The organism is Burkholderia sp. 9777_1386 (assembly GCF_015712265.1).
Taxonomy (GTDB): domain Bacteria; phylum Pseudomonadota; class Gammaproteobacteria; order Burkholderiales; family Burkholderiaceae; genus Burkholderia; species Burkholderia cenocepacia.
Map to the genome: position 1 here is coordinate 1 of NZ_JACCQB010000082.1, position 23,496 is coordinate 23,496.

Consider the following 23,496-nt stretch of genomic DNA (forward strand, 5'->3'; position numbering starts at 1 on the left):
GAAGGTCGCCCTCGTCGCATGCATGCGCAAGCTGCTCATCACGCTCAACGCCATCGCTCGCACTGGCGAGCGTTGGCAGCCGGATTTCAATTGCGCATGACATGGGCTGTCTCAAGATGGTTGCTGTTCCAGCAACGCCGGCACAAGCTCGAAGAGGCGCACGATGCCTTGCGGCACGACCAAGCCAAACTCGCCCAATAGCCCCCGAATCTGATTGGCCTGCGCGGTCCGAGCCTTGACGAACCCTTGCCGAACACGATGCTGCGCGAGCACCGCTTGTTGCTCGACATGCTTGAGCGGTACGAATCGCATGTTCGGCCGGCTGACCGCTTCGCAGATGGCTTCCGCGTCAGCCGCATCGTGCTTGTCGGTCTTTACATACGGCTTCACGAATTGGGGAGCCATCAACTTCACGGTGTGCCCGAGCGTCTGGAGCTTGCGCGCCCAGTAGTGGGCGCTGCCACACGCTTCCATACCGATCAGGCACGCAGGCAGATTCGCGAAGAAGGTCACCATTTGACTGCGCTTGAGCTGCCTCTTCAGCACCGCCTTGCCTCGAACATCTACGCCGTGAACTTGGAATACGTTCTTTGCCAGATCGATGCCTATCGTCGTAATCTGCATGATGACGCTCCCCTCGGTTCAAGTGGTTGCTCGACACTTCCACTTTGGCACATTGATGCCGTTACGAGTGGGGGCGTCCATCCCATTGGGTAAGAGCGCACTCCTTCATCGCACAACCGCCGCATTTACGCTGCTTCGCCTTGGTCACGAGAGCTTCGCGGTGCGTTGCCCGCTCGCCCTGCACGGCAGCGCCTTCTATGCAGTTCTTGTCCATCGGCTCACGATTTACGCTCCACGCTTCCTCTCCACATTCGGTCGCCCTCATGCAGTTGCGCTTCACTTCATTCGCTGTGACCAGCTTATGGCGGGACTTGCACCCGCAGGAGTGCGCCCATGCTGGGCGCACAACGACAAAGGGCTGCCGGAAGGCAGCCCTTTGTGCATGAGCGGACGATTGGCCGCGTTACTTCGCCGAGATCGACGCGAACATTTCGTCGCGGGCCTCGCGTGCTTCCTGCGGCGACAACCCTTCGATCTTCACGCGGCCCGTGCCGGCGTGCACGAGCCCGATCACCTTGGCCGCCGCGTACGACAGGTCGAGCACGCGACCGCGCTTGAACGGCCCGCGATCGTTGACCTTCACGACGACCCACTTGCCGGTCGATGCGTTCGTCACCTTGATGTACGACGACAGCGGCAGCGTGCGGTGCGCGGCGGTAAACGCGTTCATGTTGAAGCGTTCGCCGTTCGCGGTGCGGCGGCCGTGGAAGTCCCGCCCGTACCACGATGCGCGACCGGTCTGGCGGAAATCGGATACATCCTTGCCGTCGATCGGCTCGGCGTCCGCCAGCGACGACTTCTTCGCGTCCTTGCTGTCGGCCGCCGGCATCGATGCCAGCGCGGAATCGAAACTGAGGGGCTGCTTGTCGTCGTCCGCCTTCGCGGCAGCGGCCGTCTTGTCGACCGCCTTCTTCTGGTTCACGCTGCCGGTGGTCTGGCTGGGTGGCACCGCACAGCCCGTCAGCGCAAAAAACAATGCAATGGTTCCGAATCGGCTCGGAAAACGTAAATTCATCGACGTGTCGCCTTCTGGTTCGGGCCGCATCGATACAACGCTGCTACACAACGCAGAGATGCGGCCCGGACGGCAAATGCGTGCACGCCCCGCTCGAAGGCGAGCAGGCGGCTAGCATGGGCGCGGCGTTCGTCTAGGCCGCAACCGTCCTGATTAGTTTTCACGTCTGGCGCAACCTGTCCCCAACAGCCTGACCAGACCCCACATGCCGCCATCGAACATGGCTTCACGTTCGCGCGCGTCGATACGACCAACGCACAGGAACGGCGGCACAGGCCTCATCCGGCGGCGCGGCAGCAGGGCCGCAGGCGGGCGCGCAGCACCCGGCCGGACAAGACGTGAGCACCGAATGCTCGGTGCTGGATACACCGCCGGACTCCCCGGCGGCCGATGCTTGACGGTGAATCGGACGCCTCATTTAACGGGGCCGAAACACCAGCGAATTGCGTGAAATTCACGCGCAATGGGGCGCATTATACATAAATCAAAACTTTGTCTCGAAAAGCACCCCCGGCGCACCATTGATTCTCGCTATGGCTGTAACAATCGACATGCTCCGGGAATGCCCTCATCCGCGCGCCACGGCATGCATCGCACGCCCGGCAGCCGGCACGCGCGACCGGTACAATCGCTCCTTTTAGCCGCCGGTGCCCCCATGAAAGTCACGCTCATTCCGGTCACGCCGTTCCAGCAGAACTGCTCGCTGCTCGTCTGCGAGAAGACGGGCCGCGCGGCCGTCGTCGATCCGGGCGGCGATCTCGACCGGATCGAACAGGAAGTCGCGCGGCAGAACGTGCAGGTCGAGAAGGTGCTGCTCACGCACGGGCACATCGATCACTGCGCGGGCGCGAAGACGCTCGCGACGCACTACGGCGTGCCGATCGAAGGGCCGCAGGAAGAAGAACGCTTCTGGATCGAGAAGCTGCCGATGCAGAGCGAGCGCTTCGGCTTCCCGGCCGCCGACAGCTTCGAGCCCGACCAGTGGCTGAACGACGGCGACACCGTGCGGTTCGGCGACGAGACGCTCGAGGTCTATCACTGCCCGGGCCACACGCCGGGCCACGTCGTGTTCTTCAGCCGCGCGCATCGCATCGCGATCGTCGGCGACGTGCTGTTCGCGGGCTCGATCGGCCGGACCGATTTCCCGCGCGGCAATCACGAGGACCTCGTCCGTTCGATCAAGGAGAAGCTGTGGCCGCTCGGCGACGACGTCACGTTCGTCCCCGGCCACGGCCCGGTGTCGACGTTCGGCGACGAGCGCCGCACGAATCCGTTCGTGTCCGACAAGGTATTCGGATGAACCAGACCGCCATCCCCGAAATTTACGTCAGCACCGACGTCGAGGCCGACGGCCCGATTCCCGGTCCGCACTCGATGCTGAGCTTCGCGTCGGCCGCCTATACCGAGGACAAGCAGCTGATCGCGACGTTCTCGGCGAACCTCGAGACGCTGCCCGGCGCGCACGCGCACCCGGTGCAGGAAGCGTGGTGGAAGACCGAGCCGGAAGCATGGGCCGCGTGCCGGCGCGATCTGCAGACGCCCGAGGCGGCGCTGGTCGCCTACGTCGAATGGGTCGAGGCGCTGCCTGGCAAGCCGGTGTTCGTCGCGATGCCGGCCGGCTTCGATTTCACGTTCATGTTCTGGTACATGATGCGCTTCGCCGGGCGCTGCCCGTTCTCGTGGTCGGCGCTCGACATCAAGACGCTCGCGTTCGCGATGACCGGCCTGCCGTACCGCAAGGCGATCAAGCCGCGCTTTCCGAAGCACTGGTTCGACGATCATCCGCACACGCACGTCGCGCTCGACGATGCGATCGAGCAAGGCGCGCTGTTCTGCAACATGCTCGCCGACCTGCGCCGGCAGCAGGCCGCGCTGGCGGGCCTGGCCGTGTCGGATACCGATCGGTCGGAAAGCGCGGGGGCAGGACAAAATCCCACGGATCCGCGGGCAAATTAGCGAATCTCGCTCAACAGCGCGTCGCCAGATTGCCTTTCCTTTCCCGGCCCTCTAACATTCAGCGTGTTGTAGCTGCCGCATGGAGGCGCAGGTGACGCTCGATTCCTTTTCGCAAAAAATCCTTCGCCTGTTGCAGCTCGACGCGCGCCGTTCCGTTCAGGAAATCTCCGACCAGGTCGGCCTGTCGAGCACGCCGTGCTGGCGCCGCATCAAGGACATGGAACAGTCGGGCGTGATCCAGCGCTATACGGCGCTGCTCGATCGCGAGAAGCTCGGCCTGCACGTCTGCGCGCTCGCGCACGTGCACCTGACGCGCCACAACGAAGGCGGCGTCGAGCAGTTCGAGCGCGAGATCGCGACCTGCCCGGAAGTCACCGAGTGCTACAGCACGACCGGCGAAGCCGATTACATCCTCAAGATCGTCGCGCCGGACATCAAGGCCTACGACGTGTTCCTGCACGAGCGCATCTTCAAGATCCCGGCCGTGTCGCAGGTGCGCACGAGCGTCGTGCTGCGCGAAATCAAGTTCGACACGCAACTGCCGCTGTAACGCGCCGGCCCGCCCCCGCGGCGGGCCGCGTTCACGGTTGCCGGTTGCCGGTCACGTCCGCGCGGGCAACGTGCGCGTGAAGCCGATCCGGCGCGCGCCGAATTCGCGCTTCAGCGTCTCGATGTCGAGCCGGCCGGCCAGCGCCGCATCGGTGTCGTGCGGATCGCTGTCGAGCGTCACGTCGACCTCGAGCCCCGTACTCAGGTAATGCAGGTTGATCGCCGCCGCGCGCAGGCCGCGCTGCGCGAGCGCGGCCTCGAGCCGCGCCGCGAGCTCGCCGCGCGGCGGCAGCGCGAGCGCCGGACGGCGCGCCGCATCGTTCTCCGGGTCGACGTGGATCAGCGCATCGAGCACGCGCGGGTCGGACAGCACGCGCGCCCGCGCGGTCTCGGCGATGTAGTGCCCTTCGGAGACGGAGATCTTCGGATCGACGAGGATATGCGCATCGACGAGCGCGGCATCCCCCATCTTGCGCGTGCGCAGGTCGTGCACGTCGCGCACGCCGGGCGTCGCGACGAGCAGCGCGCGGATCTCGGCCGTGTCGGCCGTATCGAGCGCGCGGTCGGAGAGGTCCTGCAACGCGTCATAGCCGAACGTCCAGCCCATGCGCGCGACCATGAAGCCGACGATCGCGGCCGCGATCGGGTCGAGCAACCGCACGCCGGCCAGGCTGCCGACGATGCCGATCGCGACGACGAGCGACGACGCGGCATCCGAACGTGCATGCCACGCGTTGGCGACGAGCATCGCCGAGCGTACGCGCCGCGCTTCGCGCAGCATGTAGCGAAACAGCGCTTCCTTCGACACGAGCACCGTCAGCGCAACGATCAGCGCGGAAAAATGCACGGCCGGAATGTTTTCGAGATTAACGAGGCGATCGCCGGCACGCCAGAGCATGCCGATACCGACTGCAATCAGGATCGCGCCGAGAAACAGCGACGCGACCGTCTCGTAGCGGCTATGGCCGTAATTGTGGTCGGCATCCGGCGAGGCGCCGCTATGCCGATTCGCAACCAGCACGACAAAATCCGAGATCAAATCGGAAATCGAATGCACACCGTCAGCAATCAATGCCTGCGAATGCGCAATCACGCCGACGACGATCTGAAATGTCGCAAGCACGACATTCAGGACAATACTGACGAGCGTGCTCTTGCGCGCAACTGCGTGCTTATCTGCGCTCTGCGCGTCGCCGGAAAACGTAGACATGAAATATGAGATATCGGTGTGCGCATCGGTGTGCGATACGCAATTCTATCAAAAGCGCCCCGCAAGCCCTTCCAATACCCACAAATTTCTCATTTAAATCAACCGCTTATACGAACGTGTCGCATTTTCATTCACACGGCGTTTCTTACATTTTTATGACGGCGTCGAGCGGGCCGCCGGCGCCCGGAAAACAAAAAAGCCGCGCTCCTCGACGGACACGCGGCTCTTTTGAAGAGCGGGCAACCTAAACGAACGTTTAAATCGCAAACTGTTCGCGGTTCTTGCCGGCGATCCAGCGCGGCGGCTTGCCACGGCCCGACCACGTCGCGCCCGTTTCCGGATCGCGGTATTTTGCCGCCACGCCTGCGCGCGGACGACCGACCTTGCCGGCCTTCGCGCGGCTGAGACCGAGTTCGGCGAGCGAAAAGCCGTAGTCGGCAATTTTCTGCTTCACGTCATTCAGCACTTCAGCGTATTCACGCGACTTCGCTTCTTCGATTTGCTTCTCCAGCTTCTCCCGCTGGGCCAGCAGGTCCTTGTAAGAAGACATAGTTTCCCTTTCTATCTGACCAATGGCGCCGGTCTGCAGCCAGCTCACCATTCATGAAATATATGTGCCTCGGATTTTCGAAGGCAGAGATTAGCACAAAAAAGATTTGATAGAAGCGAGATTCATGAAAATACCGAGACCCATTGTAATTCACACATGTCATTTTGACCGGCCGCGGCCTTTTCTCAAATTTTTACGCTCCTACACAGAGATTAGGACATTAGCGATTGACTATTAGGTCTATCAACATACGCAATTACCCTGCATTCGAAAAAATCAAAGCTTTCATCGGACGACAGTTTTGCGAAAACCACATGACGCGGTTTGCTAAACGGACTCATCACTGACCCGCGACGTCACGTCACATCCTGTGCGCAGGCGATCAGCCGGTCGTGCAGCGCGCCGATGTCGGCCGACGGCGCGTCGAACGGCGTGCGCACCCGGCGGCCGTCGCATCGCCAGTCCGCGCCATGGCGATCGACGCCGAGCAGGTCGAGCCCGTCGCGGCGTGCGTCGCCCGCCTCGTACGCGTGCCACAGCGCCTGCTCGTCGTCGAACGCGAGCGGCGGCAGCGCATCGAGCTGCGTGCCGTCGACCCAGCCCATTCGCCCGAACCCGCCGATGTAGCGCAGCCGCTCGATCTCGAGCGCCCAGAACGCGAAATCGCCGAGCGCGAGATAGCGTGCGGCGTCCGGTTCGTAGCGCGGGTAGCGCGCGGTGACGTGCGGATCGTCGCCGAGCGGCACGAACCGGCCCAACAGCGTCGCGCGCTCGGCGTTCAGGACGTCGCCGTCGCCGGCATCGACGACGAGGAAACCCGCACGCGGATCGGCGACGAGATTGCGCGTGTGCTCGGCCAGGCCGCTCACCAGGATCACGGGCCGATGGCTCGCATCGGGTGCAAACGGCACGACGGTCGGATACGGAAAGCCCTGCGGTTCGCGCGCATGGGTGGCGAGCGTGCCGAGCGCGCAGCGGTGCAGCAGATGCAGGGCGAAGGCGGGATCGATGTTCAAGGGGACTCCTGCGGTCGAAAGGGCGCATCGGTTTCGATGTTACCCGCGCACGCTGCGTGCCGCGCATCGGCCGAACGGCCAGTCCGTCACCGGGGCGCCACCGCGAGACGACCCGCTCTCCAGCGCATCGACCGAACGGCCATCGCCCGGCAGGATCGTAAGCGGTTCGATAGAATCGGACAGGTCCGACGGGCGCCGCGTGCGCCCGCGCATTTTCCTGACGAGCCTTCCCGTGTCCGAATCCTCCTCCCCCGAATCGTCGTCCCCGTTCGCCGCGCCGCCCGACGCGCACCGCGTGCTGCCGCTGCCGGCCCGCCAGCGTGCGCGCACGGCGTCGATGGCGCTGTTCTTCGTCGCCGGCATGATGTACGCGTCGTGGGGCGTGCACGTGCCGACCGTGCGCGACAAGTTCGCGCTGAGCCCCGGGCTGCTGTCGATCGCGCTGTTCGCGGTCGCCGGCGGGTCGATCGCCGCGATGCTGACCATCGCGCGCTGGATCGCGCGCGTCGGCTCGCGCACCGCGTGCCTCGCCGGCGGGCTCGTGATGTCGGCGTGCGCGGCGCTGATCCTCGTCGTGCCCGACTACTGGATGCTGCTCGCGGTGCTCGCGCTGTTCGGCTTCTCGATGGCGACACTCGACGTCGCGATGAATGCCGAGGCCAGCGCGGTCGAAATCGCGCTCGGCAAGCCGATCATGTCGTCGCTGCACGGGATGTTCAGCATCGGCGGGATGGCCGGCGCAGCGGCCGGCGGCGCGCTGCTGTCGGCCGGCATGGCGCCGGTCGCGCATCTCGCGCTCGCGGCGGCGGTAAGCGCCGCGGTGCTCGTGGCCGCGAGCCCGGCCGTGCTGCCGCACGTGCCGCACCACGAACAGGCGCACGGCGGCGGCAACCGCTGGCGCTCGCCCGCATTGTGGATGCTCGGCGGCATCGCACTGATCGCGCTGATCGCCGAAGGCGCGATGTACGACTGGGCGACGGTCTACATGCGCGACGTCGTCGCGGCGAGCCCGGCGCTCGCGAGCGCCGCGTACGCGGCGTTCTCGGGCGGGATGGCCCTCGCGCGCTTCGCGGGCGACGCCGTGCGCGCCCGCTTCGGCGCGCCGCAGCTCGTGTTCGCGAGCGCGTCGCTCGCGTGCGCGGGGATGATCGGCGCGCTGCTGCTGCCGTATCCGGCCGCGGTGCTGACCGGCTTCACGCTGATGGGTCTCGGGCTGGCCAACATGATGCCCGTGCTGTTCGCGGCCGCCGCGCGCGTGAAAGGCATCCACGCGGCCGAAGGGCTCGCGCACGTGGCCGGGCTCGCGTATTTCGGACTGCTGTTCGGTCCGGTCGTGATCGGCGCGGTCGCGCAGGCCGCGAACCTGACGATCGGCCTGTCGGTCGTCGCGCTGTGCGCGGCGCTCGTCGCGCTCGTCGCGCCGAAGGTGCTGTCGCACCTGAAGATCTGACTGCACGGCGGCGCACGCCGGCCCAAAAAGAAAACGCGCATGCGTTGCCGCATGCGCGCTTTCACCCCTTCTGTTGACCGCTTGTCGCGTTACATCTTCACTTCGTCGAGCAGCGACTTCTTGCCGCTCTTGTAGTTGTACAGCGAGATCACGCCGTGCTGCAGGTCGCCCTTCGAGTCGAAGGTCGTCGTGCCGATCACGCCCGTGTACTTCGTCGCCGGCATCGCCGCGAGGATCTTCGCCGGGTCCGTCGAGTTCGCGCGCTTCATCGCGTCGGCGATGATGTACACGGCGTCATACGTGAACGGTGCGTAGATCTGGATCGGCTGGCCGAAACGCTTCTCGTACTTCGCCTTGAACGCCGCGCCGCCCGGCATCTTCTCGAGCGAAGCACCGGCTTCCGAGCACACGATGTTGTCGGTCGCGTCGCCGGCCAGGTCGGCCAGCTTTTCCGTGCACACGCCGTCGCCCGCGAAAATCTTCGCGCGCAGGCCGAGCTGCTTCGCCTGTTTCGCGAACGGGCCGCCGGTGGCGTCCATGCCGCCGTACATGATCGCGTCCGGGTTCTCGCCCTTGATCTTGGTCAGAATCGCGCGGAAGTCGACTGCCTTGTCGTTCGTCGCGTCATGCGACATCACCTTCAGGCCGAGCGCCTTCGCCTTCTTCTCGAATTCGTTCGCGAGACCCTGGCCGTACGCGGTCGAATCGTCGACCACCGCCACGCTCTTGATGCCCTTCGAGTGCGCGTAGTCGGCCAGTGCCGGGCCCTGCTGCGCATCGGTCGCGACCACGCGATACGTGGTCTTGAAGCCCTGCTGCGTGTAAGCCGGGTTGGTCGCCGACGGCGAGATCTGCACGACGCCCGCATCGCTGTAGATCTTCGAGGCCGGGATCGACGTGCCCGAGTTCAGGTGGCCGACCACCGCGACGACCTTGTCGTCGACGAGCTTCTGCGCAACCTGCGTCGCCTGCCGCGGGTCGGCGGCGTCATCCTGCGGGTCCAGTTGCAGCGTGATCTTCTGGCCGCCGATCGTGAGACCCTTCGCGTTGATCTCCTCGACTGCGAGACGTGCGCCGTTTTCGTTGTCCTTGCCCAGGTGTGCAATGCCGCCCGTCAAGGGCGCGACGTGGCCGATCTTGACGACTTGATCGGCGGACGCGTTGCTTGCAGCTGCAGCACACAGCATCGCTGCGGCGGTGATCGGCAACAGCTTTTGCATCTTGATATTCATGTAAGTCTCCAGTTCGGTCCCAATAAACGCCATCGCCCGGTGCCCCGCTGCCATCCCCGTGTTTGCAATCACTGGACGATTCGCCGGTTGCATCGTTCATGCACTTGGCCTCAAGCACGTGAAAACAGCCGCTTTTAGCGGCCACCCGCCCGTACTTGCGCGCAAGTGTAGGTGATCAAATTAATTTGTGGGACTTTTTTGGGGTAGTGGTAACACTACCGATACGCGCGCTTTGGAAGGAGGACTCGAATATCGCCGCAAGCCCCGCCGGATAAGGGTTTCCGCTAATTCCCGGCGATCTTTTGAAAGGTCGTTTCAACGCATTCCCGGGGTATTTCGATTCGGTATTTTGTGCCCGGGATCGTTGAATGAAACGCGTGTGACGGCACACGCGTTTCGTCGTCCGACATGAACGATTTCTCGCGGCCGATGCGGGGTTCAGGCGGCCGAGGCGCGCCATTCGGCGTCGAGCGCGGCAACCAGTTGCGACGTCGTCAGCGCGTCGCCGCGCCGCCGCGCGAGGGGTGCGCCCTGCCCGGCCCACAGCGACAGATAGTCGCCGTCGTTCGCGCGCGCGGCGGCCTGGCGCAGCGGCTGGGTCAGCGCGTTCTGCACCGGATACGGTGCCGCGTCGGCCACGTGCTCGCCGAGCCGCGCCATCAGCGTGTTGCGCAGCCCGCGTGCGTGACGGCCGGTGATCGCGCGCGTGACCTGCGTCGACGTATCGGCGCTCGCGAGCAGACGCGCCTTCCAGTCCGCGGCGATCGCGCTTTCCGCGCACGTGAGGAACGCGGTGCCGAGCTGCGCGGCCTGCGCGCCGAGCGCGAGCGCGGCCGCGATCCCCCGGCCGTCCATGATGCCGCCCGCGGCCAGCACGGGCAGCCCCGTCGCGTCGACGAGTTGCGGGACGAGCGCGAGCGTGCCGATCAGCGCGTCGTCGGCGGAGCCGATGAAGGTGCCGCGATGGCCGCCGGCCTCGGCGCCCTGCGCGGACAGCGCGTCGGCACCGGCCGCCTGCCACGCGAGCCCTTCGGCCACGTGCGTCGCGGTGCCGATCACATAAGTGCCGGCGGCTTTCAGGCGGGCGACGTCGGCCGCGTCGAGCACGCCGAACGTGAAGCTCGCGACCGGCACGCGCAGCGCAACGAGCGCATCGAGCTGCGCGCGGAAATCGGGCGCATAGCGCGCGGGCGCGGTGCCCGGCGGCAAGCCGAGCGTCGCGTTCAGCGGGTCGATCGCGGCCAGCGCACGCGCGACGGTCGCCGCATCGGGCGCGGCTTCATCGGGCAACACGAACAGGTTGATCGCGAACGGGCGATCGGTCGCCGCGCGGATCGCGGCGACTTCGGCCTCGATGCGCTCGGGCGCGAGCGCGCCGGCGCCGAGGCTGCCGAGCGCACCGGCATTCGACGCGGCGGCGACCATCGCGGTCGTGGTCGCGCCGACCATCGGCGCCTGCACGAGCGGCAGACGCAGGCCGAAGCGTTCGGAAAAGGGGGTGGACAACGAGCGGGCAGACATGGCGAATCCTTCGATGACGATGCGCGAAAGCGCTTTGTAAAGGCCGACACATCGACTCTATCGAAGCGGCGCGGCGCCGAAAAATGAATAATCGAGATCGAAACGATCGCTGCGCGAGAAACGGGCGCGTGCACTGCAGCATCGAACGATTGGTGGCACACTAGGCCGCCCTCTTTCACCCTGGGGGCGCGCATTGCGCACCCCGCACGCCAGGAGTTCAGAACGTGACTGCCCAATGGATCGACATCCCGACCGGTAACGACAGCTTCGGCGGCTATCTCGCGCTGCCCAAGCGCGGCAAGGGCCCTGCCGTCATCATCATCCAGGAGATTTTCGGCGTGAACGCGCACATCCGTGCGGTCGCCGACCAGTACGCGGCCGACGGCTTCGTCGCGCTCGCGCCCGACGTGTTCTGGCGCACGCAGCCGCGCGTCGAGCTGACCTACGAAGGCGCGGATCGCGACAAGGGCATCGAGCTGATGAAAAAGACCGACGTGGGGCTCGCGGTCGCGGACATCGGCGCGGCGGCCGACGCGTTGCGCGCCCGCCCCGAAGTGGACGGCAAGCTCGCCGCGATCGGCTACTGCTTCGGCGGCCAGCTCGCGTACCGCGCGGCCGCAACCGGCAAGCTCGATGCGGCGGTGTCCTATTACGGCGGCGGCATCCAGAACGCGCTCGACCTCGCCGGCCAGGTCACGCAGCCGATCCTGTTCCACTACGCGGAAAACGACCACGGCATTCCGCTCACCGCGGTCGACCAGGTGAAGGCCGCGTTCGCCGGCCACGGCCATGCGTCGTTCCACGTGTACCCGGGCGCCGAGCACGGCTTCAACTGCACGGACCGCGCGTCGTACAACCAGCGTGCCGCGGCGCTCGCGCACGGCCGCACGCTGACGTTCCTCGCCGAGCACCTCTAAAAACGCCGGCCGCGGGCCCGCCACGCAGGGCCCGCGTTATGCTCGCACCATCGCCATGAGTCACAACGGGGGTGACCGCGATGCACTCGGACTATCTCGCGCATGACGCCATCGGACTCGCCGCGCTCGTGCGCGACCGCCAGGCCAGCCCGCGCGAACTGCTCGACGCCGCGATCGGCCAGGCCGAAGCGGTCAACGGCGCGATCAACGCGATCGTGCTGCAGGACTACGAAGCCGCGCGCCAGCGTGCGGCGAGCGCGCCCGAACCGGGCGCCGCCACGCCGTTCGCGGGCGTGCCGTATCTCGTCAAGGATCTCGGCGCGGCGGTCGCCGGCTTGCCGCTGTCGATGGGCAGCCGGCACTACCGCTACTTCGTGCCGGCCGACGATTCGCCGGTGATCGCGCGCAGCCGCGCGGCGGGTTTGAACGTGTTCGGCAAGACCAACACGTCCGAGATCGGCCAGATGCCGTACACGGAACCCGAACTGTTCGGCGCGTGCCGCAACCCGTGGAATCTCGACCACACGCCCGGCGGCTCGAGCGGCGGCGCGGCGGCGGCCGTCGCGGCCGGCATCGTGCCGCTCGCACACGCGTCCGACGGCGGCGGCTCGATCCGCATTCCGGCGTCGTGCTGCGGGCTGTTCGGCCTGAAGCCGAGCCGCAACCCGGTGCTGGTCGACCTGCCGTCGAACGGCGAACTCGTGGTCCAGCATGCGGTGTCGCGCAGCGTGCGCGACAGTGCGCTGCTGCTCGACGTGACGACCGGCCAGACGCTGCCGCCCGGCGCGCCCGGCACCTTCCTCGGCGCGCTCGATACGCCGCCCGGCCCGTTGCGGATCGGCCTCGTCGTCGATCCGATGCTCGCGCCGGCGCTCGCCGACGACACGCGCGCGGCGCTCGACGACGCGGCCGCGCTGCTCGAATCGCTCGGCCATCACGTCGAGCCGACGACGCTGCAGATCGACTATGCGCGCGCGGCCGAAACCTTCCTGACGCTGTGGGCGACGATCGCCGAAGAAATGGTGCTCGGCGCGCGCGAGCTGACCGGGCGCACGCCGCGGCGCGGCGAATTCGAGGCCGCGACGTGGGCGATGGCCGTGGTCGGCCGCCGCCTCGCGCGCACGCGCCTGCCGGACGTACTCGAATGGCAGCGCCAGCTCACCGTGCAGGTCGCCGGTCTCGTGTCGCGCTACGACGCGATCCTGTGCGCCTCGCTCGCGGGGCCGCCGGTGAAGATCGGCGAACTGCAGCCGACGCCGTTCGAATCCGCGCAGATGAAGCTGGTCGCCGCGTTGCCGGTGAAGCCGCTGCTGAAGGAAATGCTCGCGAAGTCGTCGGAGAAGGCGTTCGCGTGGGCCGGCTGCACCGAGCTGTTCAACCTGACCGGCCAGCCGGCGATGTCGGTGCCGCTGTACTGGAATGCGCGCGGGCTGCCGATCGGCGTGCAGTTCGCCGCGCGCCACGCGGACGAAGCGTTGCTGCTGAAGCTCGCGCGGCAGCTCGAACAGGCGCGGCCGTGGTTCGACCGCCGCCCGCCGCTGATGCAGGCGCAGCGCTGATTCGGCGGCTTCCGCCACGCGGCATGCGCGGCGCTTCACGAAAAAAAGCCCCGCCGGCGCAAACCGGCGGGGCTTTCACACAGGCAACCGCGTGACGGCGCTTACACCGCGAGCCGTTCGCAGATCGTCCGCGTGGCGGTCGCCGCGTTCAGCGTGTAGAAATGCAGCCCCGGCACGCCCGCGTCGATCAGGCGCTGGCACAGGCTCGTGACGACGTCCGCGCCGAACGCGCGGATCGACTCGCGATCGTCGCCGAAGCTCTCGAGCCGGCGCGCGACCCAGCGCGGCACTTCGGCGCCGCACATCTCGGAGAAGCGCATCAGCTGCGAGAAGTTCGTGATCGGCATGATGCCCGGCACGATCGGCACGTCCACCCCGAGCTTGCGCGCATCGTCGACGAAGCGGAAATACGCATCCGCATTGAAGAAGTACTGCGTGATCGCGGAATTCGCGCCGGCTTTCACCTTGCGCGCGAAATTCTCGAGATCGGCCTTCGGCGAGCGCGATTGCGGGTGGTACTCCGGGTAGCCGGCGACCTCGATGTGGAACCAGTCGCCATGCTCGGCGCGGATGAAGCTGACGAGCTCGGACGCATAGCGCAGCTCGCCGACCTCGCCCATCCCCGACGGCAGGTCGCCGCGCAGCGCGACGATGTGCCGGATGCCGTGCGAGCGGTACTGGTCGAGGATCGCGCGCAGGCTGTCGCGCGACGAGCCGATGCACGACAGGTGCGGCGCGGCTTCGAGGCCGTCCTTCTGCATGTCGAGCACGGTATCGAGCGTGCCCTGCTGCGTCGATCCGCCGGCGCCGAACGTCACGGAGACGAATTTCGGCTTCAGCGGCAGCAGCTGCGCGCGCGTGGCGCGCAGCTTCTCGACGCCGTCCGCCGTCTTCGGCGGGAAGAATTCAAACGAGAGTTCGATCGGTTTCATGATTCGATGGGGTTGGGCCTGCGCCCGCCCTCAGCCGATGTCGCGCTGGCCGAAGATCAGGGCGGACAGCAGCCACGACACGATGCTGTACAGGATCGAACCGAAGAACGCGGACCAGAACCCCGACACCTCGAAGCCCTTCAGCAGCGACGACGCGAACCAGAAGCACAGCGCGTTCACGACGAGGATGAACACCCCGAGCGTGACGATCGTGACGGGCAGCGTCAGCAGGATCAGCACCGGCCGGATCACCGTGTTGATCAGCCCGAGCACCACCGCGATGATCAGCGCGGTGCCGAAGCTCTTGATGTGGATCGACGGCACGAGGTACGTGATGATCAGCAGCGCCAGCGCGTTGATGACCCAGGTGAGGATGACGCTCATGGAGTGCTCCGGTTCGGTTGTCGATCGGTACGATCGGTGAGCGCCGCCGCGCCGTGCGCCCGCGACGGGCGCGCACGGCACGGCGGCGGCCGCGCATCAGTATCAGTAGCGGTAGTGGTTCGGCTTGAACGGGCCGTCCTTCTGCACGCCGATGTACGCAGCCTGCTCGTCCGACAGCACCGACAGGTTCGCGCCGATGCGCGCGAGGTGCAGGCGCGCGACCTTTTCATCGAGATGCTTCGGCAGCACGTACACCTTGTTCTCGTACTGCTCGCCGCGCGTGAACAGCTCGATCTGCGCGAGCGTCTGGTTCGCGAACGAGTTCGACATCACGAACGACGGGTGGCCGGTCGCGCAGCCGAGGTTCACGAGGCGGCCTTCGGCCAGCAGGATCACGCGCTTGCCGTCCGGGAAGATGATGTGGTCGACCTGCGGCTTGATGTTTTCCCACTGGTACTGGCGCGTCGACGCGACATCGATTTCCGAGTCGAAGTGACCGATGTTGCAGACGATCGCGTTGTGGCGCATCGCCTTCATGTGATCGTGGTTGATCACGTGATAGTTGCCGGTCGCCGTCACGAAGATGTCGGCCTTGTCCGCCGCGTATTCCATCGTCACGACGCGGTAGCCTTCCATCGCCGCCTGCAGCGCGCAGATCGGATCGATTTCGGTGACCCACACGGTCGCGCCGAGGCCGCGCAGCGACTGCGCGCAGCCCTTGCCCACGTCGCCGTAGCCCGCGACGACCGCGACCTTGCCCGCGATCATCACGTCGGTCGCGCGCTTGATGCCGTCGACGAGCGACTCGCGGCAGCCGTACAGGTTGTCGAACTTCGACTTCGTGACCGAATCGTTCACGTTGAACGCCGGGAACGGCAGGCGGCCGTCCTTTTCCATCTGGTACAGGCGGTGCACGCCGGTCGTGGTTTCTTCGGTCACGCCCTTGATGTGCGCGAGGCGCTTCGAGTACCAGGTCGCGTCGACGTCGAGGTGCTTCGCGATCGACTTGTACAGTGCGACTTCTTCCTCGTTGGTCGGCTTCGCGATCACCGAACGGTCCTTCTCGGCCTTCGAGCCGAGGATCAGCAGCAGCGTTGCATCGCCGCCGTCGTCGAGGATCATGTTCGCGAATTCGCCGTTCGGCCATTCGAAGATGCGGTGCGAGAACTCCCAGTATTCGTCGAGCGATTCGCCCTTGAACGCGAACACCGGCGTGCCGGCTTCGACGATCGCGGCCGCCGCGTGATCCTGGGTCGAGAAGATGTTGCACGATGCCCAGCGCACGTCCGCGCCGAGCGCCTTCAGCGTCTCGATCAGCACGCCCGTCTGGATCGTCATGTGCAGCGAACCGGCAATGCGCGCGCCCTTCAGCGGCTGCTGCGCCTTGTATTCGTCGCGGATCTGCACGAGGCCCGGCATTTCGGTCTCGGCGATGTTGAGTTCCTTGCGGCCCCAGCCGGCCAGCGCCATGTCGGCGACGACGTAATCGGTGGATGCCTTGGAATCGATAATGGCGTTCATCACGCCCTCCTTTCTAAAAAGTTTCTAGATTGGTGACGTGAGCGCCGTTCAGGAAGCGGGGCCGGCGCGAAAAAATCGCCGCACGGCTGCTTGGTGAAGCTCTCCGAGCCTGGCGGACGCTGGTGGTCCGTCGCAACGCTCCTCGGAAAACGGAGGGGATTGTAGCAAATCGGCGCGCGGAATGCGCAAGGACCCGCACACGAGCGCGGCACGGGCGCGCGGCGCCGGCGCGCGCGGCCGTCGACAAAGGGTCAGGACTCGGCGCCGACCCACGCCTGTTCGCGCAGCCGCGCGCGCAGGCGCGCGACGGCCTGGCTGTGCAGCTGGCACACGCGCGATTCGCTCACTTCGAGCACCGCGCCGATCTCGCGCAGATTCAGACCCCGTTCGTAGTACAGCGACATCAATAGCTTCTCGCGCTCCGGCAGCCGCTCGATCGCTTCGACGAGCGCCTCGCGCAGGTGCTCGTCGAGCAGCGCCGACAACGGATCGGCGTGATCGACGCGATAACGGTCGAGGAACGGCTCGTCGTCGGCCGCGCGGTCGAAATCCTCGTAGTAGATGAGCTGGCTGCCGTGCAGGTCCTGCAGCATCCCCTGGTATTCGTCGAGCGGCATGTTCAGGTGCTGCGCGATCTCGGTCTCGCTCGCCGAGCGGCCGAGGTGCTGCTCGACCTGGTGCACCGCGTGCTCGACCTCGCGCGACGTCTTGCGCAGGCTGCGCGGCAGCCAGTCGTTGCTGCGCAGCTCGTCGAGCATCGCGCCGCGGATGCGCTGCGTCGCATAGGTCTCGAACTGCGCGCCCTGGTCTTCCTTGTAGCGGCCGGCCGCGTCCATCAGGCCGATCATGCCGGCCTGGATCAGGTCGTCGAGATCGACGCTCGCCGGCATCTTCGCGACGAGTTGCAGCCCGAGGCGGCGCACGAGCGGCGCATATTGCGCGAGCACGTCGGCCTGGGACATCTTTCCTTGAGCGTTGTACATCATGGCTCTCTCCTTCGGGTGGCGCTCACGCGGCGTGTGCCGCGCCCGCCTCGTACGACGGCTTGCCGCCGGCGTGGACCGCCCGGCCCGCACCCGAACGCGGGCGCATCGGCCAGTACAACAGGTCGGCGGCAATCTGCCGGTAGTCGCGCGCGGCGGGCGACGACGGGAACGCGTCGACCACCGCATGCATCAGGTCGCGGGCGTGCTCGACGAGCGGATCGGCGCTCACGCAGCCCGCATCGGCGATCGACACGGTCAGGTAGCGGCTCGCGACGCCCGCGAGGTTGTCGAAGGCCGTCTTCGCGTCCGCGTGGCTGCCGACCTGATTGGTCAGCACGCGGAACTGCGCGAACGCGTGCGCGAAATGCAGCCGCTTCATGCACGCGTATGCCTCGGTGATCGCCTGCGCGGCGACCCGCGTGACGACCAGCACGTCGTGCGCTTCGCGCGCGAGCGCCGAGAACGAGCCGTCGGCGCCGAGCTGCGCGTCGACGAGCACGATGTCGGCCGGGCCGTCGATGAAGTCGCTCAGTTGCGCGTCGCTGTAGCCGGCGCGCGCGAGCCGCGCGGCGCCGCACAGGCCGAAGCCGGCCGCCACCCGCGTGCGTTCGCCGTCGCGCAGCCACGCGCCCGCGAGCGTCGCGCTGGCCGAGTGCACGTCGGCGCGCTCGTCGACGACGAGCACGTCCTTGCCGAGCGACGCGAGCGCCGCCGCGAGGTTCACCACGGTGGACGTGCAGCCGACGCCCGCCGGCCCGCCCGTCACCGCGACGATGCGCGACGCGCGCCCGGCCAGCAGGCGCCGCAGCCCTTCGGCCTGATCGATGATCCGTTTATCCAAATCGCACCTCGTGCAGCTCGGCGGTGGAACGTGCGGTCAGTGCGGAAAGCAGCGTCGGCATGTCCTCGTCTTGCGGCACGAAGGGCGAGCCGTCGCGCGGCACACAGAACGCGCTCTTCAGCAGGAATTTGGTCGACGCGACGTACAGGTTCTCCGGCACCTTCTGGCCGGTCGACACGTAGTGGACCGGCAGCTTGTAGCGGATCACCGTGTCGAGCACGCCGCCGAGGTGGGTCGCCTCGTCGAGCTTGGTGAGGATGCAGCCGGCCAGGTCGGGATGCTCGCCCGCGCTGCGGTACGCCTGCACGACTTCGTTCAGCGTGTCGCCGTGGCTCGTCGCGTTGAGCAGCAGCAGGCGCTGCACCGGTGCGTTCGCGCCGTGCAGCATCGCGATCTGGTCGGACACCGCGCGGTCGCGCTGGCTCATGCCGATCGTGTCGATCAGCACGATGTGCTTGTTGCGCAGCTCGGACAGCGCGAGCGCGAGGTCGCCCGCATCCTTCACCGCGTGCACCGGCACGCCGAGGATCTTGCCGAAGATGCGCAGTTGCTCGTGGCCGCCGATCCGGTAGCTGTCGGTGGTCAGCAGCGCGACCTTGCTCGCGCCGAAGCGCATCACGCAGCGCGCGGCCAGCTTCGCGGTGGTGGTCGTCTTGCCGACGCCCGTCGGCCCCATCAGCGCGAACACGCCGCCGCGCTCCATCAGCGCGTCCTCGCTGTCGAGCACCGGCAGGTTCGACGCAAGCACCGACTGCGCCCATTCCGCGGCCTGCCCGAAGGTCTGCGCGCCGTCGCCGGACGGCAGGTTGTCGACCAGCATCCGCACCAGCTGCGCGGAGAAGCCGGCCGCGAACAGGTGCTTCGTCAGCGCGCCGTGAACGGCGCTGCGGCGCTGGCGGTCGTGCCACATCAGGCTGTCGAACTGCTCTTGCATCATCCCGCGCAGCTCGCCCAGCTCCTGCATCACCGTGTCGTTGACGATCCGCTCGAGGCGCGACTTCACCGCATCGGCCACCGCGGCGGCGGTGTCGGCGGACAGGCGCGTGCGTTCCGTCGCCCTGCCGGCGTCCGCGGCACCCGTGTCGGGTTCGCGCTTCGCGGCGGCCGGCGATCCGGCGGCGGGCGATCCCGCGGCCGGCATCCGGCGTTCGGCGTCGCGGACGATGTCGCGCGCCCAGTCCGGCGGCGTCGCGCTGGCCGCGGCGCGCGGCGCGGGCGCGCTCGGCTGCGGCTCGGCCGGCGCCTGCGCCCGGGCGATCAGCGCGTCGCGCTGCTGCGTGAGGCGCTTCGCGTGCTCGACCAGCCACGGTGCGGGCTCGGAAGTGGCGGCCGGCGATCCGGGCGCGGGCGTACCGGCGGCCGGCGCGGCGATCGACGGCGCTGCCGCGGCGGGCGCGTCCGCATCGCTCGACGGAGGATGCGCATCCGCGTCGTGCGCGTCGGCGCTCGCGCCGAACACCGACGAGAACACGTCCGGCAGCCCGCCTTCGCCGGCCGCGTACGGATTGACGGCCGGGCGCGGTGCGATGCCCGGGCGCGACACGATGCCCGGCACGGCGGCGGCCGGCACGGATTCCGGCACGCGCGACGTGGCGACGCGCGGACGTGCGGCCGGCGGCGCCACCGCGGCGAGATCCGAATCGGCGAGTGCAACGATTTCGACGCTGCCGTCATCGAGCGTGCGGTTCGACAGCACGACCGCGTCGGCGCCGAGCGCCTCGCGCACGAGACGAAGTGCGTCGCGGCTCGTTGCGCCGGTGAATTTGCGAATGTTCAAGCGGAACCCCCGATGACGTTAACGACTTTGATCGTGCGTGTGTCCGGCACTTCGGCATACGACAGCACTTTCAATTGCGGCAGGCTGCGGCGCAGGAAGCGCGCGAGCATCGCGCGCAGCGCGTGCTGCACCAGCAGCACCGGCGGCAGCCCGAGATTCTGTTGACGCAGCATCGCTTGCTGCGTGCCGGTCAGAAGGTTGTGCGCGAGGCCGGGTTCGAGGCCCGGGTTCGCGCCGGTGGCGAGCGCCTGCGACAGCACGCGCTCCAGGTTCGCGTCGAGGCCCATCACCTGCATTTCGCCGTTGCCCGGATACCACTGCTGCGTGATCGCGCGGCCGAGCGACAGGCGCACCGCGGCGGTGATCTCGAACGCGTCGCCGCGGCCCGCATGCTCGGACACGGCCTCGAGGATCGTGCGCATGTCGCGGATCGGCACGCCTTCCTCGAGCAGGTTCTGCAGCACCTTCTGCAGCGTGGTGAGCGAGATCGTCTTCGGCACGAGGTCCTCGACGAGCGACGGTGCATCCTTGCCGGTGCGTTCGACGAGCGCCTGCACTTCCTGGCGGCCGAGCAGCTCGGCCGCGTGCTGGACGACGAGATGGTTCAGGTGCGTCGCGACGACCGTGCTCGCGTCGACCACCGTGTAGCCGTACACCTGCGCCTGCTCGCGCAGCGCGACGTCGATCCACACGGCCGGCAGCCCGAACGCGGGGTCCTGCGTGACGGCGCCCGGCAGCGCGGCCGTCACCTGGCCCGGGTTGATCGCGAGCCACTGGCCCGGGAACACTTCGCCCGCGCCGATCTCGACGCCCTTCAGCGCGATCCGGTACGCGTTCGGCCGCAGCTCGAGGTTGTCGCGGATATGGATCACCGGCGGCAGGAAGCCGATTTCCTGCGCGAATTTCTTGCGGATGCTCTTGATGCGCTTGAGCAGCTCGCCGTCGCTGTTCTTGTCGACGAGCGGAATCAGCCGGTAGCCGACTTCGAGGCCGAGCGGGTCGATCAGCTGCACGTCGTCCCAGGTCGCTTCGTGGCTGTCGGCCGGCAGCACGGCGGGCGGTGCGATGTCGGTCACGTCGCCGGCCGCCTTGCGGGCCGCCGCGCGCCGGGTCTGCGTGCGCGCGAGCCAGATCGCGCCGCCGCCGAGCGCGAGGAACGCGAAGTGCGGCATCCCCGGGATCAGCCCCATCAGCACGATGATCGCGCCGGTGATCGTCAGCACGCGCGGGTTCGTGAACAGCTGGCCGGTGATCTGCGTGCCGATGTCCTCGTCGGTCGCGACGCGCGACACGATCACGCCGGCCGCGGTCGAGATCACGAGCGACGGGATCTGCGCGACGAGGCCGTCGCCGATCGTCAGCAGCGTGTAGTTGGTGCCGGCCGCGGCGAAGCTCATGTCGTGCTGGACCATCCCGACGATCAGCCCGCCGATCACGTTGATCGCCATGATGATCAGGCCGGCGATCGCGTCGCCGCGCACGAACTTCGACGCGCCGTCCATCGACCCGTAGAACTCCGCTTCCTGCGACACGGCCAGGCGCCGCTTGCGCGCCTGTTCCTCGTTGATGAGGCCCGCGTTCAGGTCGGCGTCGATCGCCATCTGCTTGCCGGGCATCGCGTCGAGCGTGAAGCGCGCGGACACTTCGGCGATCCGCCCCGCGCCCTTCGTGATCACCATGAAGTTGATGATCATCAGGATCACGAACACGACGATGCCGACCGCGAAGTTGCCGCCGACCAGGAAGTGGCCGAACGCCTCGATCACCTGGCCGGCCGCATCCGGGCCGGTATGGCCTTCGAGCAGCACGACGCGCGTCGACGCGACGTTCAGCGACAGGCGCAGCAGCGTCGAGAACAGCAGCACGCTCGGGAACGCCGCGAAGTCGAGCGGCTTCATCGTGTACATGCTGACGAGCAGCACCATCACCGACAGCGCGATGTTGAACGTGAACAGCAGATCCAGCAGCATCGGCGGCAGCGGCAGGATCATCATCCCCAGGATCATGCAGATGAGGATCGGGCCCGCGAGCGCGCGCAGGTTCGTGCCGGCCAGCAGGTTCGGGCGCTTCGCGAACAGGCCGGTGGTCGGGGTGCTCATGCCGCGGTCCCTCGTTTGCCGAGCGTGTCCTCGGCTTCTTCACGTTCGTCGTCGGCGGCGACCGACGTGCCCTTGTCGAGTTCGGCCGGCACGTCGAGATCGACCGGCACCGCCGGGAACGCGCCGCCTTCCGAGCGGAAACGCTTGAGCTGGTACACCCATGCGAGCACTTCGGCGACCGCCGAGTACAGCGAACCGGGGATCTCGCGCTCGAGTTCGACGTTGTGATACAGCGCCCGCGCGAGCGGCGGCGCTTCGAGCAACGGCACGTTGTGTTCGGCCGCGAGTTCGCGGATGCGCGCCGCGACGAGGTTCACGCCCTTCGCGACGACCTTCGGCGCGCGCATCTCGCCATCCGTGTATTGCAGCGCGACCGCGAAGTGGGTCGGGTTCGTGACGACCACGTCGGCCTTCGGCACGGCCGCCATCATCCGGCGGCGGGCGATCGCGCGCTGCTGCTGGCGAATGCGCCCCTTCACGTGCGGATCGCCTTCGTTCTCGCGATGCTCGCGCTTCACTTCTTCCTTCGTCATGCGCAACTTCTTGTTGTACTGCCAGAGTTGGTAAGGCACGTCGAGCCCGGCGACGACCAACATCCCGGCGACCGTCGTGCCGCAGCACACGGCGACCAGATGCAGCGCATCGGGCAGCGCCGCGCCGAGCGGCTGGGTCGCGAGGCCGAGCAGTTCGTCCTTGCTGCGCCAGATCGCGATGCCGCCGATCCCGCCGACCACCAGCGTCTTCGCGATCGACATCCCGAGCTGGATCGGCCCCTGGATCGAGAAGATCCGGCCGAGGCCCGAAATCGGGTTCAGCCGGTCGAACTTCAGCTCGAACGTCTTTTGCGAAATCAGCCAGCCGCCGAGCGCCATCGGCGCGAGCAGCGCGGCGACACCGGTGAGCGCGAGAAGCGGCAGCAGCGCGGCGAACCCCTCGAGGCTCGCGCTGCCGGCCGCCGACAGCATCCGGTGGGTGTCGAACGCGGTCGCACGATCGAACGTGAACGCACCGCGCAGCATCGCCTGCAGATGCGCGCCCGACGGGCCCGCGAGCAGCCATGCGCCGTAGAACCCCGTCGCGAGCAGTGCGAACGAAGCCAGTTCGCGCGAACGCGCGACCTGCCCCTCCTCGCGCGCCTTCTCGCGGCGCCTGGGAGTGGCGGCTTCGGTCTTGTCGAGATCGCTCTCGTCTGCCACGGGGCCTCCAGTCGGCTACGGCGGAATGCCGTTTTCCAGTGACACCGATTATTCATGGAGGCGTCAAACGCCGATCGGTCGAGCAAAGCCGGGAAAGGGGGGTATTTCGGGGAATCGGACGAGCCGCCGCGAACGCGGCCGGAGCGGGGGCGGAACGATGC

20 protein-coding genes, 2 pseudogenes and 1 riboswitch are annotated in these 23,496 nt (G+C 67.3%); of the genes and pseudogenes, 7 read left to right on the forward strand and 15 right to left on the reverse strand.

The features are described from left to right. Positions 1–100, forward strand: a pseudogene (locus tag H0X91_RS35505) (IS110 family transposase); the annotation flags it as partial. Positions 101–126: 26 nt separating this feature from the next. Here H0X91_RS35505 and H0X91_RS32935 read toward each other — a convergent pair. Both H0X91_RS32935 and H0X91_RS32940 read right to left on the reverse strand, forming a co-directional pair. Further along, positions 127–624, reverse strand: a pseudogene (locus H0X91_RS32935) (IS110 family transposase); the annotation flags it as partial. 403 nt (positions 625–1,027) lie between these two features. After that, a complete protein-coding gene (locus H0X91_RS32940; RefSeq protein ID WP_006483675.1) occupies positions 1,028–1,639 on the reverse strand; it encodes a septal ring lytic transglycosylase RlpA family protein in 612 nt (203 codons plus the stop codon). Positions 1,640–2,294: 655 nt separating this feature from the next. On the opposite strand from H0X91_RS32940, the gene H0X91_RS32945 reads away from it, so the two are divergent. The 3 genes from H0X91_RS32945 to H0X91_RS32955 all read left to right on the forward strand — a co-directional run bounded on the left by H0X91_RS32945 (position 2,295) and on the right by H0X91_RS32955 (position 4,145). Further along, a complete protein-coding gene (locus H0X91_RS32945) occupies positions 2,295–2,939 on the forward strand; it encodes an MBL fold metallo-hydrolase (protein WP_006483678.1) in 645 nt (214 codons plus the stop codon). Next, the gene (locus tag H0X91_RS32950; protein ID WP_006483674.1) at positions 2,936–3,595 is read left to right on the forward strand and encodes an exonuclease; all 660 of its coding nucleotides are present in this window, start codon (positions 2,936–2,938) and stop codon (positions 3,593–3,595) included. Before H0X91_RS32945 ends, H0X91_RS32950 begins: the two co-directional genes overlap by 4 nt. Before the next feature lie 79 nt (positions 3,596–3,674). Beyond that, a complete protein-coding gene (locus H0X91_RS32955; protein WP_006477376.1) occupies positions 3,675–4,145 on the forward strand; it encodes an Lrp/AsnC family transcriptional regulator in 471 nt (156 codons plus the stop codon). 51 nt (positions 4,146–4,196) lie between these two features. Here H0X91_RS32955 and H0X91_RS32960 read toward each other — a convergent pair whose 3' ends face one another. From H0X91_RS32960 to H0X91_RS32970, 3 genes are all read right to left on the reverse strand, one after another. After that, positions 4,197–5,354 (reverse strand): cation diffusion facilitator family transporter, encoded by a 1,158-nt coding sequence (locus tag H0X91_RS32960; RefSeq protein WP_077056052.1) that lies wholly within the window; start codon positions 5,352–5,354, stop codon positions 4,197–4,199. A gap of 256 nt (positions 5,355–5,610) precedes the next feature. After that, the gene (locus tag H0X91_RS32965; protein WP_006491875.1) at positions 5,611–5,904 is read right to left on the reverse strand and encodes an H-NS histone family protein; all 294 of its coding nucleotides are present in this window, start codon (positions 5,902–5,904) and stop codon (positions 5,611–5,613) included. Positions 5,905–6,260: 356 nt separating this feature from the next. Continuing rightward, a complete protein-coding gene (locus H0X91_RS32970; RefSeq protein ID WP_196433709.1) occupies positions 6,261–6,920 on the reverse strand; it encodes a HugZ family pyridoxamine 5'-phosphate oxidase in 660 nt (219 codons plus the stop codon). A gap of 232 nt (positions 6,921–7,152) precedes the next feature. Here H0X91_RS32970 and H0X91_RS32975 point away from each other — a divergent pair, with 232 nt between their 5' ends. Further along, positions 7,153–8,370 (forward strand): MFS transporter, encoded by a 1,218-nt coding sequence (locus H0X91_RS32975; protein ID WP_060213145.1) that lies wholly within the window; start codon positions 7,153–7,155, stop codon positions 8,368–8,370. Positions 8,371–8,459: 89 nt separating this feature from the next. Here H0X91_RS32975 and H0X91_RS32980 read toward each other — a convergent pair whose 3' ends face one another. Together H0X91_RS32980 and H0X91_RS32985 are read right to left on the reverse strand one after the other, a co-directional pair. Next, complete coding sequence (locus H0X91_RS32980) at positions 8,460–9,602, reverse strand: branched-chain amino acid ABC transporter substrate-binding protein (protein WP_006491874.1); 1,143 nt, start codon at positions 9,600–9,602, stop codon at positions 8,460–8,462. A gap of 438 nt (positions 9,603–10,040) precedes the next feature. Further along, on the reverse strand, positions 10,041–11,123 hold the full coding sequence (locus H0X91_RS32985; RefSeq protein WP_062884174.1) for an NAD(P)H-dependent flavin oxidoreductase: 1,083 nt from the start codon (positions 11,121–11,123) through the stop codon (positions 10,041–10,043). 224 nt (positions 11,124–11,347) lie between these two features. Between H0X91_RS32985 and H0X91_RS32990 the strand changes: the two genes are divergently transcribed. Both H0X91_RS32990 and H0X91_RS32995 read left to right on the forward strand, forming a co-directional pair. Continuing rightward, positions 11,348–12,040 carry a dienelactone hydrolase family protein gene (locus H0X91_RS32990; protein ID WP_006484034.1) on the forward strand — a complete coding sequence of 231 codons (693 nt, stop codon included), beginning with the start codon at positions 11,348–11,350 and terminating at the stop codon, positions 12,038–12,040. 80 nt (positions 12,041–12,120) lie between these two features. After that, on the forward strand, positions 12,121–13,599 hold the full coding sequence (locus H0X91_RS32995) for an amidase (RefSeq protein WP_060263639.1): 1,479 nt from the start codon (positions 12,121–12,123) through the stop codon (positions 13,597–13,599). Between the two features lie 101 nt (positions 13,600–13,700). Here the strand turns inward: H0X91_RS32995 and metF are convergent, their stop codons facing one another. The 8 genes from metF to flhB all read right to left on the reverse strand — a co-directional run bounded on the left by metF (position 13,701) and on the right by flhB (position 23,335). Further along, complete coding sequence (metF, locus tag H0X91_RS33000; RefSeq protein ID WP_006484036.1) at positions 13,701–14,531, reverse strand: methylenetetrahydrofolate reductase [NAD(P)H]; 831 nt, start codon at positions 14,529–14,531, stop codon at positions 13,701–13,703. 30 nt (positions 14,532–14,561) lie between these two features. After that, positions 14,562–14,915 (reverse strand): phage holin family protein, encoded by a 354-nt coding sequence (locus H0X91_RS33005; RefSeq protein ID WP_006477367.1) that lies wholly within the window; start codon positions 14,913–14,915, stop codon positions 14,562–14,564. Positions 14,916–15,017: 102 nt separating this feature from the next. Beyond that, positions 15,018–16,436, reverse strand: a complete 1,419-nt coding sequence (ahcY, locus tag H0X91_RS33010; RefSeq protein ID WP_006484031.1) for an adenosylhomocysteinase — start codon at positions 16,434–16,436, stop codon at positions 15,018–15,020. Between the two features lie 32 nt (positions 16,437–16,468). Next, positions 16,469–16,586, reverse strand: a riboswitch (S-adenosyl-L-homocysteine riboswitch). Between the two features lie 101 nt (positions 16,587–16,687). Continuing rightward, a complete protein-coding gene (locus tag H0X91_RS33015) occupies positions 16,688–17,422 on the reverse strand; it encodes an RNA polymerase sigma factor FliA (protein ID WP_006484033.1) in 735 nt (244 codons plus the stop codon). A gap of 22 nt (positions 17,423–17,444) precedes the next feature. After that, entirely contained in the window at positions 17,445–18,263 is an 819-nt protein-coding gene (locus H0X91_RS33020; protein ID WP_006491878.1) for a nucleotide-binding protein, read from the reverse strand. Further along, positions 18,256–20,040, reverse strand: coding sequence for a flagellar biosynthesis protein FlhF (flhF, locus tag H0X91_RS33025; protein WP_196433710.1), 1,785 nt, complete (start codon positions 20,038–20,040; stop codon positions 18,256–18,258). Before flhF ends, H0X91_RS33020 begins: the two co-directional genes overlap by 8 nt. Beyond that, a complete protein-coding gene (gene flhA, locus H0X91_RS33030) occupies positions 20,037–22,139 on the reverse strand; it encodes a flagellar biosynthesis protein FlhA (protein WP_006485892.1) in 2,103 nt (700 codons plus the stop codon). The genes flhF and flhA overlap by 4 nt, the downstream gene beginning before the upstream one ends. Further along, positions 22,136–23,335 (reverse strand): flagellar biosynthesis protein FlhB, encoded by a 1,200-nt coding sequence (flhB, locus tag H0X91_RS33035; protein ID WP_196433711.1) that lies wholly within the window; start codon positions 23,333–23,335, stop codon positions 22,136–22,138. Before flhB ends, flhA begins: the two co-directional genes overlap by 4 nt. Between the last annotated feature and the right edge of the window lie 161 nt (positions 23,336–23,496).

What these genes read in the sequence shown, in the direction of transcription:
- H0X91_RS32960 (WP_077056052.1), bottom strand. Translation starts at nt 5,354, where the DNA reads ATGTCTACGTTTTCCGGCGACGCGCAGAGCGCAGATAAGCACGCAGTT.
- metF (WP_006484036.1), bottom strand. Translation starts at nt 14,531, where the DNA reads ATGAAACCGATCGAACTCTCGTTTGAATTCTTCCCGCCGAAGACGGCG.
- H0X91_RS32940 (WP_006483675.1), bottom strand. Translation starts at nt 1,639, where the DNA reads ATGAATTTACGTTTTCCGAGCCGATTCGGAACCATTGCATTGTTTTTT.
- H0X91_RS33005 (WP_006477367.1), bottom strand. Translation starts at nt 14,915, where the DNA reads ATGAGCGTCATCCTCACCTGGGTCATCAACGCGCTGGCGCTGCTGATC.
- H0X91_RS33015 (WP_006484033.1), bottom strand. Translation starts at nt 17,422, where the DNA reads ATGATGTACAACGCTCAAGGAAAGATGTCCCAGGCCGACGTGCTCGCG.
- H0X91_RS32950 (WP_006483674.1), top strand. Translation starts at nt 2,936, where the DNA reads ATGAACCAGACCGCCATCCCCGAAATTTACGTCAGCACCGACGTCGAG.
- H0X91_RS32955 (WP_006477376.1), top strand. Translation starts at nt 3,675, where the DNA reads ATGGAGGCGCAGGTGACGCTCGATTCCTTTTCGCAAAAAATCCTTCGC.
- ahcY (WP_006484031.1), bottom strand. Translation starts at nt 16,436, where the DNA reads ATGAACGCCATTATCGATTCCAAGGCATCCACCGATTACGTCGTCGCC.
- H0X91_RS32945 (WP_006483678.1), top strand. Translation starts at nt 2,295, where the DNA reads ATGAAAGTCACGCTCATTCCGGTCACGCCGTTCCAGCAGAACTGCTCG.
- H0X91_RS32980 (WP_006491874.1), bottom strand. Translation starts at nt 9,602, where the DNA reads ATGAATATCAAGATGCAAAAGCTGTTGCCGATCACCGCCGCAGCGATG.
- flhA (WP_006485892.1), bottom strand. Translation starts at nt 22,139, where the DNA reads ATGAGCACCCCGACCACCGGCCTGTTCGCGAAGCGCCCGAACCTGCTG.
- H0X91_RS32965 (WP_006491875.1), bottom strand. Translation starts at nt 5,904, where the DNA reads ATGTCTTCTTACAAGGACCTGCTGGCCCAGCGGGAGAAGCTGGAGAAG.
- H0X91_RS32985 (WP_062884174.1), bottom strand. Translation starts at nt 11,123, where the DNA reads ATGTCTGCCCGCTCGTTGTCCACCCCCTTTTCCGAACGCTTCGGCCTG.
- H0X91_RS32995 (WP_060263639.1), top strand. Translation starts at nt 12,121, where the DNA reads ATGCACTCGGACTATCTCGCGCATGACGCCATCGGACTCGCCGCGCTC.